This is a genomic window from Methylophaga sp. UBA3613, from assembly GCF_002375415.1.
Classification (GTDB): domain Bacteria; phylum Pseudomonadota; class Gammaproteobacteria; order Nitrosococcales; family Methylophagaceae; genus Methylophaga.
On record NZ_DFLS01000003.1, the window covers coordinates 40211 to 52214 of the forward strand.

Annotated in this window: 14 protein-coding genes and 1 other RNA gene; 11 read left to right on the forward strand and 4 right to left on the reverse strand. The window is 46.2% G+C overall.

Translation table 11 applies throughout. The features are described 5' to 3' along the window. The first annotated feature begins 98 nt into the window (after window positions 1–98). From rpsF to radA, 7 genes are all read left to right on the forward strand, one after another. The gene (gene rpsF / locus B3S93_RS01710) at window positions 99–443 is read left to right on the forward strand and encodes a 30S ribosomal protein S6 (protein ID WP_292357805.1); all 345 of its coding nucleotides are present in this window, start codon (window positions 99–101) and stop codon (window positions 441–443) included. A gap of 15 nt (window positions 444–458) precedes the next feature. Further along, window positions 459–686 (forward strand): 30S ribosomal protein S18, encoded by a 228-nt coding sequence (gene rpsR, locus B3S93_RS01715; protein ID WP_292357806.1) that lies wholly within the window; start codon window positions 459–461, stop codon window positions 684–686. 37 nt (window positions 687–723) lie between these two features. Beyond that, entirely contained in the window at window positions 724–1632 is a 909-nt protein-coding gene (locus tag B3S93_RS01720; protein WP_292357808.1) for a DUF2232 domain-containing protein, read from the forward strand. Between the two features lie 48 nt (window positions 1633–1680). Then, the gene (rplI, locus tag B3S93_RS01725; RefSeq protein WP_349676187.1) at window positions 1681–2226 is read left to right on the forward strand and encodes a 50S ribosomal protein L9; all 546 of its coding nucleotides are present in this window, start codon (window positions 1681–1683) and stop codon (window positions 2224–2226) included. A 100-nt stretch (window positions 2227–2326) separates the two neighbouring features. Next, window positions 2327–3739: a replicative DNA helicase gene (gene dnaB / locus B3S93_RS01730; RefSeq protein ID WP_014706209.1), complete on the forward strand. Its 1413-nt coding sequence runs from the start codon at window positions 2327–2329 to the stop codon at window positions 3737–3739. Further along, window positions 3736–4824, forward strand: a complete 1089-nt coding sequence (alr, locus tag B3S93_RS01735; protein ID WP_292404036.1) for an alanine racemase — start codon at window positions 3736–3738, stop codon at window positions 4822–4824. Before dnaB ends, alr begins: the two co-directional genes overlap by 4 nt. After that, window positions 4817–6205 carry a DNA repair protein RadA gene (radA, locus tag B3S93_RS01740; RefSeq protein WP_292357813.1) on the forward strand — a complete coding sequence of 463 codons (1389 nt, stop codon included), beginning with the start codon at window positions 4817–4819 and terminating at the stop codon, window positions 6203–6205. The genes alr and radA overlap by 8 nt, the downstream gene beginning before the upstream one ends. 8 nt (window positions 6206–6213) lie before the next feature. Here radA and B3S93_RS01745 read toward each other — a convergent pair whose 3' ends face one another. Beyond that, the gene (locus B3S93_RS01745; RefSeq protein WP_292357815.1) at window positions 6214–6591 is read right to left on the reverse strand and encodes a PilZ domain-containing protein; all 378 of its coding nucleotides are present in this window, start codon (window positions 6589–6591) and stop codon (window positions 6214–6216) included. 61 nt (window positions 6592–6652) lie between these two features. On the opposite strand from B3S93_RS01745, the gene hemJ reads away from it, so the two are divergent. Then, on the forward strand, window positions 6653–7078 hold the full coding sequence (hemJ, locus tag B3S93_RS01750; protein ID WP_292357816.1) for a protoporphyrinogen oxidase HemJ: 426 nt from the start codon (window positions 6653–6655) through the stop codon (window positions 7076–7078). Window positions 7079–7119: 41 nt separating this feature from the next. Here the strand turns inward: hemJ and B3S93_RS01755 are convergent, their stop codons facing one another. The 3 genes from B3S93_RS01755 to B3S93_RS01765 are packed head-to-tail and all read right to left on the reverse strand — an operon-like array spanning window position 7120 to window position 9952. Next, a complete protein-coding gene (locus B3S93_RS01755; RefSeq protein WP_292357818.1) occupies window positions 7120–7692 on the reverse strand; it encodes a BON domain-containing protein in 573 nt (190 codons plus the stop codon). Window positions 7693–7730: 38 nt separating this feature from the next. Continuing rightward, entirely contained in the window at window positions 7731–8087 is a 357-nt protein-coding gene (locus B3S93_RS01760) for a YraN family protein (protein ID WP_292357820.1), read from the reverse strand. Between the two features lie 5 nt (window positions 8088–8092). Beyond that, on the reverse strand, window positions 8093–9952 hold the full coding sequence (locus tag B3S93_RS01765) for a penicillin-binding protein activator (protein WP_292404033.1): 1860 nt from the start codon (window positions 9950–9952) through the stop codon (window positions 8093–8095). A 92-nt stretch (window positions 9953–10044) separates the two neighbouring features. Here B3S93_RS01765 and rsmI point away from each other — a divergent pair, with 92 nt between their 5' ends. The 3 genes from rsmI to mraZ all read left to right on the forward strand — a co-directional run bounded on the left by rsmI (window position 10045) and on the right by mraZ (window position 12001). Continuing rightward, window positions 10045–10890, forward strand: coding sequence for a 16S rRNA (cytidine(1402)-2'-O)-methyltransferase (rsmI, locus tag B3S93_RS01770; RefSeq protein ID WP_292357823.1), 846 nt, complete (start codon window positions 10045–10047; stop codon window positions 10888–10890). Between the two features lie 24 nt (window positions 10891–10914). After that, window positions 10915–11267: RNase P RNA component class A (gene rnpB / locus B3S93_RS01775), an RNA gene on the forward strand. A gap of 281 nt (window positions 11268–11548) precedes the next feature. Then, window positions 11549–12001, forward strand: coding sequence for a division/cell wall cluster transcriptional repressor MraZ (gene mraZ, locus B3S93_RS01780; RefSeq protein ID WP_292357825.1), 453 nt, complete (start codon window positions 11549–11551; stop codon window positions 11999–12001). The last annotated feature ends 3 nt before the right edge of the window (window positions 12002–12004 follow it).

The window sequence follows — 12004 nt, forward strand, 5'->3', positions numbered from 1 at the left end:
TAGTAAAATAAAGTAAAATGCCAGATTGCCTTTGATAGGTAAAACTCCTTGCTTTCTGAAATTTTTCAGCAAGCTGTATAAACCGTGAGGAGCTCAAATTGAGACATTACGAAATCGTGTTTCTGGTCCACCCTGATCAGAGCGAACAAGTGCCCGGTATGATCGAGCGCTATACCCAAACTTTGACCGCTGCTGGTGGTCAGGTTCACCGTCTGGAAGACTGGGGCCGCCGTCAATTGGCCTATCCAATCAACAAAGTTCACAAAGCACATTATGTGTTGATGAATGTTGAATGTGATGTTGAGCAATTGAACGAAGTCACAACTGCTTTCCGTTTTAATGATGCCGTTATCCGTCACCTTGTTGTCAGCATGGACGAAGCTGTTACAGAAGCTTCTCCTATGATGCGCAAAGACGACGAAAAACCCGCTTCAAAAGCCTAATCAGGAGATATCACGATGGCACGTTTTTTCAGACGTAGAAAATTTTGTCGTTTCACCGCTGAAGGTGTGAAACAAATCGATTATAAAGACGTAAACCTGCTTAAGAATTTCGTTACTGAAACAGGCAAGATCGTTCCAAGTCGTATTACCGGTACTAAAGCTCGTTTCCAGCGTCAGCTGTCAACTTGTGTCAAACGTGCACGGTTTCTGGCATTGCTGCCTTACTGTGACATGCACAAGTAATTTAGCTTTTCAGTTGTAAGGTTAAGATCAAAATATTATGTTGCGGGGAATCGCTGATTTTGCAATGAAAGGTCGCTGGCAGGCTGCTTTGGCAGCTGCTTTGCTATCGGTCGCTGCAATGTTGCTCCCACCACTCAATTATCTCGCTAGCGGGGTAATTGTGCTGGCCACATTACGTGTAGGCCCTCAAGAAGGCCTCCGGGTAATGGCCGCAACCTTGGTAGTGTTTGCTGCCGTCGCCGGACTGTTATTCGGACAACTCTGGATTGCATTGGCGTTATTGCTGACCAGTTGGTTACCGGCTTATCTGGTGACCCTGGTGCTGGGTTACAGTCGTTCTTTGGAACGGGCGCTTCTGGCTGCGGCCGGAGTCGGTATTCTGGTGGTACTGATATCACATATCTTTTTGCCTAATCCGGCATTGTGGTGGCAGGAAATGCTGACACCATTTGTTCAATTACTATCTGAACAATCCGGTTGGCAGATGAACGCCACAGAAACGCAAAACTTTCTGGTACAAATGGCCAGCATGATGACCGGTCTGATTGCCGCAGCAGTAAGTGTCAATATTATTCTGGGCATTTTGATTGGCCGTGCATGGCAAGCCTCGTTATATAACGAGGGTGCATTTGGCAGTGAGTTTACTCAGATTACTCTGGGTAAAACACTGGCGACTGTGACAGCCGTCTTGATGGGGCTTTCCCTGACTGGAATGGCGGGGTCTTTGACGTTGCTGGTTGATTGTTTACCGGTGCTGTTAGTGCTTTTTGCATTACAAGGTATTGCGGTTGCACATGCAATCGTTCGATTGAAACAAAAGTCGGTCGCCTGGTTAGTCGTAATGTATGTGCTGATGGTGTTAATGCTGCCACAAATGATGATTTTAACTGCCACACTGGGCATATTGGAACAATGGTTTAATTTTCGCAAACGCGCAATCGCGTAACGCGGTTATTTTATAAGCAGTCTGAGACTGCGAATGAGGGTTAGAACGATGCAAGTAATTTTGCTGGAAAAAGTTCAAAAGCTGGGTAATCTGGGTGATGAAGTTAGTGTAAAAGCTGGCTATGGTCGTAACTTCCTGGTTCCTGCGGGTAAGGCTTTGCCTGCCAACAAAAACAACAGAGAAAAATTTGAAGCTCGTCGCGCTGAACTTGAAGCGGCTGCTGCCAAATTACTTACTGCAGCTCAGGAACGTGAGAAAAAGCTGGTTGCAGCTGGTGAAGTCGATATCATGGCTAACGCTGGTGTTGAAGGTAAATTATTCGGTTCGGTTACTGCTGCAGAAATCGCTGATGCGGTCAATGCAAAAGGCGCTGATGTAGACCGTAATGAAGTCCGTTTACCAACAGGGCCTTTACGCCACACTGGTGAATACAACATTGATGTGCAATTGCATGCTGATGTTGTTGTGAGTGTGAAAGTCAATATCACTTCTGAAGCTGAGCTGGCTGCCATTGCTGCTGCTGAAGAAGCTCGTAAAGCACGTGATGCTGCACGTGAAGAAGCAGAAGCGATTGCCAAAGAGCAAGAGCAGTAAAAATTAGTTAAAAATTGGGACATGGTGTTCCATGTCCCAGTAATTTTGTGATTCGCTAATATTGAATCAAATGCTTGTTTAACCAGCTTGGACGAATGCTGTGGAACAGATAACTTATCCAGAAAGCTATCAAGACAGCGCAACTCAGGCCCTGAAGGTCCCGCCGCATTCAGTTGAAGCTGAACAATCGGTCTTAGGCGGCTTGATGCTTGATAACAGTGCCTGGGAACAGGTATCTGATCTCCTGGTTGAGCAGGACTTCTATCGTCACGACCATCAACTTATTTTCCGTGGCATAGCCGAATTAATGGAACAAGCCAATCCTGTAGACGTGATCACGTTGGCAGAATGGCACAATCAGCGCGGTGAACTGGATAAAGTCGGTGAATTGGCTTATCTCGGTGCCTTAGCGCGCAATACTCCCAGTGCTGCAAATATCAAAGCCTACGCCTCGATCGTTCGTGAACGTTCGATTCTGCGTCAGCTTATCCAGATTGGTAATAATATTGCTAATATGGCATTTACGCCTGAAGGCCGTAATAGCGAAGAAATGCTCGATACTGCTGAGCGACGCGTTTTTGAAATCGCAGAAAAAGGTGCCAAACGTGGCGGGGGGTTTATTCAGGTCAAAGATGTTCTGAGTAAGGTCGTCGATAAAATTGATACGCTGTTTGAACAGGATAGCGGTATCACCGGTTTACCAACCGGCTTTATTGATTTTGATGATCAGACATCTGGTTTACAGCCTGCCGATCTGGTCATTATCGCTGGTCGACCGTCGATGGGTAAAACCACCTTTGCAATGAATATTGCTGAAAATGCCGCGATTCACAGCAAACAGCCCGTTGCCGTATTCAGTATGGAAATGCCTGCTGACTCATTAGCAATGCGGATGTTGTCTTCGCTAGGTCGAATCGATCAGCATCGTTTACGTACTGGTCGATTAAACGATGATGACTGGCCACGCTTAACCTCAGCCATAGCGTTATTAAATGAAGCTCCGTTGTTTATTGATGATACCGGTGGTTTGACTCCCTCTGAACTGAGAGCCCGGGCGAGACGTTTAAAACGTGAGCATGGCCTGAGTTTGATCATTGTCGATTACCTGCAGCTAATGAGTGGCAGTGCCAACGGTCGTCAGGCAGAAAATCGTACCAATGAGATTTCAGAAATTTCCCGTTCATTAAAAGCACTGGCCAAAGAGCTCAATGTGCCGGTGATTGCGTTATCCCAGTTAAACCGTTCACTGGAGCAGCGACCAAATAAACGTCCGGTTATGTCGGATCTACGTGAGTCAGGTGCGATTGAGCAGGATGCCGATATCATTGTGTTTATCTATCGTGATGAAGTGTATAACGAAGATTCTGCAGAAAAAGGCAAAGCTGAAATCATCATCAGTAAACAGCGTAACGGTCCTATTGGCACCGTGGCATTAACCTTTCAGGGCAAATACACCCGGTTTGAAAACTTTGCCCCTGCGTACTACCAAGATTACGGTGATAATGAATCGTGAGTCGCTATCCGTTTGCCCGAATCGATCTGGCAGCACTGAAACATAATCTGCAACAAGTTCGTCATTTCGCCCCAAACAGTAAAGTGATGTCGGTCATTAAAGCTGATGCTTACGGGCACGGCGTCATTCAGGTTGCTCAGGCGCTCATGCAAAGTGATGCATTTGCAGTGGCCCGATTTAGTGAAGCATTAACCTTACGAAAACATGGATTTGTCCAGCCGATTACCATTTTTGAAGGTGTCAGCACCCTAGAAGAATGGCAGTTGGCTGCTGAATTTGAGTTGACGCCGGTCTTGCATCAGCAACAGCATCTTGAGTTTTTATTAAAAGCGCAAATCCATCAGCCATTACCTTTTTTATGGCTGATGTTGGAAACCGGTATGCACCGTCTAGGTTTACCGCAACAGGACGTAATAAAGATTATTGATGCACTTGAACAACGTTCAGATCTGGTGAGCAAGCTTGGTTTAATGAGTCATTTTGCCAACTCGGATGTATTAAATGATGGACGTAATATTCAACAATTAACGGTTATGAAAAATCTGGCTGAAACAACAGGCTTGCCAGTGTGTATGGCTAATTCAGCAGCGATTATAAGTTTGCCTGAATCGCATTATGACTGGATAAGGCCCGGTCTGATGTTGTATGGCGCCTCACCATTTGCCAATAAATCAGGGGCTGATGTTGGACTCAAGCCGGTCATGCAATTGATCTCCAAATTGATTGCGACGCAGCAATTAAAAGCTGGGGATGAAGTCGGCTATGGCGGTCAGTGGACCGCTGATAAACCCGTGCGTATGGGCGTGGTCAGCATCGGTTACGGTGATGGCTACAGTCGTCATTTATCCAATCTTGGCAAAGTCTTGATTCGAGGTAAAGATGTGCCGATTATTGGTCGCGTCTCGATGGATACCGTCTGCGTCAATCTGAATGATTGTCCCCAGGCGCAACTGGATGATGAGGTGATTATCTGGGGGGCCAACGAGTTGGCGGTTGAATGGTTAGCCGATAAAGCCGGAACCATACCCTATGAATTATTAACCTGTGTGACACCGAGAGTTCAAAGGGAATATTTGAATGGCTAAAGCCAAGCGAGTGTATGTCTGCCGTGAGTGTGGCGCTCAGACCCCACAATGGGCTGGGCGCTGTGCAGATTGCGGTGCATGGAACAGTCTTGAAGAATCCGTGCAGAGTAGCGCCAAACCTTCTACGGCAATGAACAAACATACGGGTTATGCCGGCCAGCAACAAAATACTGTACAGGCATTAAAAAGCATTACTTCTGAACAGGCAGTGCGTTGGTCTACCGGACTGCCGGAATTGGATCGGGTTCTGGGTGGCGGGCTGGTAACCGGTTCTGTCGTGCTTATTGGTGGCGATCCCGGGATTGGTAAGTCAACTCTATTACTGCAAGCTATGGCTAGTATGGCCGAGCTTAGTGGTATTAATCCGCTTTATATCAGTGGGGAAGAATCGTTACAGCAAATTCGTTTGCGTGCTGAACGCTTACAGTTGCAGGAAACCCCGGTTGATTTACTGGCAGAGACTCATGCCGAACAAATGATGGCTATTGCTCATCAGCGTCAACCGCAGGTGATGGTTATTGATTCGATTCAAACGGTATTTACCGAATTGTTGCAATCGGCGCCCGGAACAGTGGCACAGGTGCGTGAAAGTGCAGCCCAGTTGGTAAGGTTTGCCAAATCCAGTGGCATCACGATGATTCTGGTGGGACATGTTACCAAGCAAGGAGCTTTAGCCGGGCCAAGGGTTTTGGAGCATATGGTTGATACCGTATTGTATTTTGAAGGTGACAGTTCGACACGGTTCCGTATTTTACGTGCTGTCAAAAACCGCTTTGGCGCGGTCAATGAACTCGGCGTATTTGCCATGACCGAGCTGGGCCTGAAAGAAGTCAGTAATCCTTCAGCGATATTTCTGTCGCGAGGCGAAAAAGCCGTTCCTGGCAGTATGATTACAGTGATTCGAGAAGGCAGCCGGCCAATGCTGGTTGAAGTCCAGGCTCTGGTTGATGAAAGTCCGTTGGGCAATCCACGACGTGTTTCAGTCGGCCTGGAACAAAATCGTCTGGCCATGTTATTGGCAATTCTACACAGACATGGTGGTATTACCTGCCATGATCAGGATGTATTTATCAATGTTGTGGGTGGCGTGAAATTAAGCGAAACCGGTGCCGATCTGGCAGTGCTGACAGCGGTGATTTCCAGTTTACGAAATAAAGCCATACCGCAGGACTGGGTGGTGTTTGGTGAAGTGGGGCTAACCGGAGAAATTCGGCCAGTTCAGGCCGGGGAAGAACGGATCCGTGATGCAGGAAAACATGGCTTTAAAGTGGCACTTGTTCCTGCAGCCAATGCGCCAAGAAAAGCAATTCCAGGGCTTAAAGTTATTGCTGTACATCATTTGCAACAGGCCATTGACGCACTGAAAGATGGCTGGTTGTAATTACGGCTTCAGTTTTCGGGCATATCCACTAAGGCCGAGAGTTCGCGATGCAGTAAGCCTTCGTCAGCGAGATTTAATTCCACCAGTTTTTTCAGGTGGGTAATGCTGTCAAGGTCGATTAGTTTGCAATGAAAACCGATGCTGTTGGCATCCATATGCGCCATTTCTGCCTGCATTTTAATCACCACCTGTGCCTCGTCGAGCAACAAATCAACGGTAAAATGATCTGTCAGTTTGCCTGCCCAGTTTTCTGGCCGGCCAATCAACAGCCCATTAAGTGACACATCAATGACCCGACAATTCAGATACATATCACCCTCAGTCGTTAAAATATGAGCATTCGCCGTAAAAGGGATTCGACTAAAATATCTTCGTTCATCCGACATCGGTGATCTCCAGTTTAATATGACTGATACTATCATTCTTTTTGATAAGGAGTCATAGCAGATGTTATGGGTAAAAGCGTTCCATTTAATGGCGGTTGTCACCTGGTTTGCCGCATTGTTTTATTTACCAAGGCTGTATGTGTACCACGCCATGTGTGAAGACCAGGAAGGCAGGGATCGTTTTAAAATTATGGAGCGCAAACTCTACCGGGGCATCATGACACCAAGTGCCATTGTTGCTTTGGTTCTGGGGATCTGGCTGATGAGTTATTACACGCTGGAGCAATTAAAATCCATGCACTGGTTGCATGCCAAACTAACGCTGGTGGTATTACTGTTTGCATATCATGGTATGTGTGGACGAATGCTTAAACAGTTTGCCGCGGATAAAAATCAACACAGTCACGTGTTTTATCGCTGGTTTAACGAAATGCCTGTACTGATTTTAATTGCTGTAATGATCCTGGCCGTAGTGAAACCGTTTTAAAAAAAAGCCCCTCGGAGAGGGGCTTTGATGACACAGATTAATCAATCTATATATTCGAATATTTTTACTACGCGTAATACACCCTTGGTAGAGCGAGCAACGGCTACAGCCTGATCTGCCTCAGCCTTGGTGAGTTTACCCATAAGATAAACGATGCCTCTTTCTGTCACTACTTTCACATAAAAAGGGTCAACATTTTCGTCCTGGGTCATTTTTGTTTTTAACTTGGTGGTGATCCAGCTGTCGCTGCTACGGGAAGTTAAAGCGCTAGGGCCTGAAATCGCCAGCTCATTGTAGACTTTGCGTACTTTAGGAATATCTTTAACCAAAGTAGTAGCTTTTTGTTTAAGTGATTCAGTAGGTGTTTCGCCGGAGAGCAATACGAAGCCGTTATAACTGGTCACATTAATATTGCTCTGGTTATAGAGATCTTTATCCTGGAAAATGGCATATTTGGCTTTGATTTCGATGCTTTGGTCGTCAAGGATGGCGCCTGCTGTCCGACGGTCATAGGCAACCGCAGCCGTGGTAGCTGCACCGCCCACAACTGCTGCTGCACAGGCTTGCAACAATAAAATGGGTATCAGTAAGAAAACCAGTCTGAATTGGTACATGAATATTTTCCTCGTTGGGTGGGTGCTGAAAAATGCTGTTAGTTTAGTTGAAAAGCATCGCGAATCCATAATATTTGATCGGGTTGATTTGCGGTGATGGCGATGGCATCAAATCGACAGTTGTGTGCCCATCCCGATTGCATCAGATAATGTTGGGCTGTGGTGATGATACGTGATTGTTTACGGCTTGTAATACTTTCCAGAGCGCTTCCATGATAACCATTACGACGATAACGCACCTCAATAAAGACTAAGGTTTGTCCATCCTGCATGATCAAATCAATCTCACCCCGACGACAATAAAAATTTCGCTGCACAAGCTTTAAACCCTGCTTTTCCAGGTAGTTACAGGCTAATTGTTCTGCCTGCTTACCAGACTGGAGATGTTCTGCCATAGGCTTTATTCAATGTTTAATGGTTCAATCAATCCATTACGTATGGTGGCAAAGGACATAGTACGTTCAATCTGACCCTGTTCATTAATAGTCAGTATCCCTGTGGCTCCATTATATTTTTCATCTTCTGAACCACTCATCGCTGTCAGGAAAGGAATCATGCGATAGGCATCAACCCCCAATGCTGCTAAACGGATAAAGCTGCCGACATCACCAGAGGCCTGTCGACGCACAGCAGTATAGGCAGGATCCTGTTGTGATTGCTCGGTAAACATCCAGGGAATATCGGTAAAAATTAACCCATTCAGATCAATATCCTGTTGTGCATTAGCCTCACCACCATAGGCATGGGATGTAGCGAGAATTGGCAATTTACCTGAGCGGTGAAAACGTAACTGGGTTAATAGCTGGCGTGCTTTTAAAGGCCTGCCCACCATAAACAGAAAATCTACATCCTGACGTCTTCTTGGTTCGAATTCCAGGGATTTCCCCAGTGTGCGACGCAGGTTTTGGTAACGCTGAACACTGCTGTCTACTCCCAATATTGGTGTCAGAATATGAGAATAGTCATTTTCTGCTTCATCATATTTAGCACGAGTGACAAGTTGCCCGCCTGAATCGCGCCATTCATTGGTAAATGCTTCAGCAACCCTGTCCCCCCAATCACTGCGGGGACTTAAGACAATTGCCCGTTTATATCCCATTTTATTGGCATATTCCGCCTGGTTTCGTGCATCATCTTCAGGCGCCAGAGCAAACTGGAAAAAATTATTCTGCTCAATATCTTCATTGATTCGGTTAAGAGCCAGCACAGGAATCGTTAATGTGTCATGTGCCGCAAGCAACTCAACGGAGGTTTTATCCAGCGGCCCAATAACGATATTTGCACCATCAGTAACGGCTTTATCGTATTGTGATATCACGTTATTGGAATTAGCATTGTTACCGGTTTGAACATCGTAAAATTGCAAACGTACATTGGAACGAGCGTTGAAATGGGCAGCAATGATGCCCTGACGAATAGCTTGAGCAGCGTTTGCCGCCGGGCCGGAATCAGGTAACAGGATACCAATCAAATCCAGTTGTTGAGGAAGGCGAAGAGGCGTTTTGATAGATTTTTTTAATTGTTCAATATCAGCCGGGTGATTTGGATAACTGTATTGCCAGTCTTCAATCGCAACTTCCATGGCTTCGGGATTATTTTCATAAGCCTTAAAGGCATACGCCAGAGCAAACCAACCACTATCTTCAGCGGGTGGTTGGCCAGGATTGTATAAATCCAATGCCTGTGGAGTCATTTTCAGTAATGTCTGCCACAACGCGAGATGGTTATTTTCCCGTTCGCTCTCAGGCAGCATTGGATCTAACTTGATATGAGCCAGAGCCTTTTCCAGCATGTTTTCAGTCAAATCGTAAGCGGTGATTCTCAGTTCCAGAATGCGTTTTTGTTGTGCTTCATTGGCACTGTCAAAATCAATCTTGTCCAAATGGGTTAGTGCTTGCTGACCATCCAGATTCAATAAGGCGATATCTGCGCGCAGCATATTGGCTGTGAGTTGTTCACGTGAGGAAAGTTGTTCGAGGTTGGTTTCAGCGAGCAGTGCATCTGCTTCAGCCAGTTCACCTAACTCATACTGCATCATTGCCGCGCGATATTGAAATGCCGATTTGAGTGCACCTTCAGATTCCGCTGCTTGGGCAAGATAATCTTCTGCAGCAACCGCATAATCCCCCTGTTTTTCTGCTTCAGAAATTAACGACGTCATCTCTGGGGCTGATGGTTTGGTATCCATTGATATCGGTTGGCAGGCGGTTAAAGCCAGTAATACCAACAACATAAACAGGGCGGAAAATCGTTGCGTCATAAGCTACATCAAATTTAGTTCGGAGAAGGCATCATCTTACCTGTTCGCGTATATTACGACCAGAATCAATATTTTTTTTCAGGATAGTTACCGTGAAAGATACAACAGCCGCACTTTATATCGTTGCCACCCCAATTGGAAATCTGGCGGATATTTCAGCGCGCGCTATTGAAGTTCTGTCCTCAGTAGATGTGATTGCCGCTGAAGATACCCGCCATAGCAAATATCTGTTGCAGCATCATGGAATTGAAACCTCCACTATTTCATTGCATGAACACAATGAACAGCAACGCAGTGAATTATTGTTATCACGCATTGCCGCAGGTGAATCAATTGCTCTGATTTCGGATGCCGGCACACCCTTAATCAGTGATCCTGGTTATAGATTGGTCAATATGGCGCGTGAACAGGGAATTAAAGTAATTCCTATTCCGGGCGCGTGTGCCGTTATCGCTGCGTTATCCGCTTCAGGATTATCTGCAGAACGCTTTGCCTTTGAAGGCTTTTTACCACCAAAATCGACCGCACGCCTCCAGGCCCTAAAAAGTCTGGCAAATGAGCCCCGTACGCTGATTTTTTATGAAAGCCCTAAACGCATGGTAGCCAGTTTGCAGGATATGTTGACAGTCTTTGGTGGCGATCGAAAAGCCTGTCTGGCACGTGAGCTGACCAAAATGTTTGAAACCATTGTCACCTTGCCTTTGGCAGAGTTAGTGGACGTTGTTATCAATGATGCTAATCACCAAAAAGGCGAGATTGTGTTGCTGGTTGAGGGGCAGGCGGCAGTTGTCGATAGCGATGAGGCGGAAGAGGTCAGAGTGTTACAAATCCTGCTAGATGAGGTGTCTTTAAAACAGGCTGCTGCCATTACAGCCTCCATTCTCGGTATCAAGAAAAACAAAGCCTATGAAATGGCGTTGAAACTTCAGCAAAAATAATGCTGCTCCGGTAAAATAGTGCGTTGAGATGGCCAGACAATCGCGCTTGCAAAAGTGAGGAAAGTCCGGGCTCCAAAGGGTAAGGTGCCAGGTAACGCCTGGGGGACGTAAGTCCACGGCCAGTGCAACAGAGAGTAAACCGCCTGAATGTAAGTTCAGGTAAGGGTGAAAGGGTGCGGTAAGAGCGCACCGCGCTTCTGGTAACAGAAGTGGCATGGTAAACCCCACCAGGAGCAAGACCAAATAGAGGAACAAATGCTTCGGCATGACATGCGGCCCGCATGGTTCCCGGGTAGGTTGCTTGAGGCAGATGGTGACATCTGTCCCAGATGAATGATTGTCCACGACAGAACCCGGCTTATCGGCCATCTCAAACTTTTTCTGTTTCACCCATCTGAAAATATTTTTTCTGCGAGTCAAATTCTGCCTTTATTCTAGAATCTACTTTAACTTCCGATGCCAGTTTTTTGATAAGAAATAAGTCCTCGTTTTCACCTTGATCCACTTTCTCCCCACTTTCATGAAATTGCGCTAAGTCCTTGTCGTAAAAAGAGGATTTTCTTAATTTTGATGCTTGACTTCGTTATGTTGCACTCCTATAGTGTCGGAAAGTGGGGAAAAGTGGATCTTTGTGGATCCTTCAATTTGAGGACTAACAGTGTTTCGAGGCGTAGCAACTTTCAATCTGGATGCAAAAGGACGGATGGCCATTCCAGCCAAGTTCCGTAAGCATCTTGATGTCTGCTGCGAGGGCCGTTTGGTGATCACCATCGATCACTCAGACCACTGTCTACAGGTTTATCCACTGCCAGAATGGGAAACGGTTGAACAAAAACTATCTGCGCTACCAAGTTTGAATCCTCAGGTTCGTCGCCTCAAACGCATGCTGCTCGGCTATGCCACCGAGTGTGAAATGGATAGCAACGGTCGCATCTTGTTGCCGGCAAAACTACGTGAATTCGCAGGTTTAGATAAAAATATCGTGATGATTGGTCAGGGAAACAAGTTTGAGCTGTGGGATGAACAAAGCTGGAATACATTGATGGACGCATGTCTTCAGGAAGACTTTGACGCAATACTGCCAGCCGAACTCGAAACGCTGTCGATATAGGGC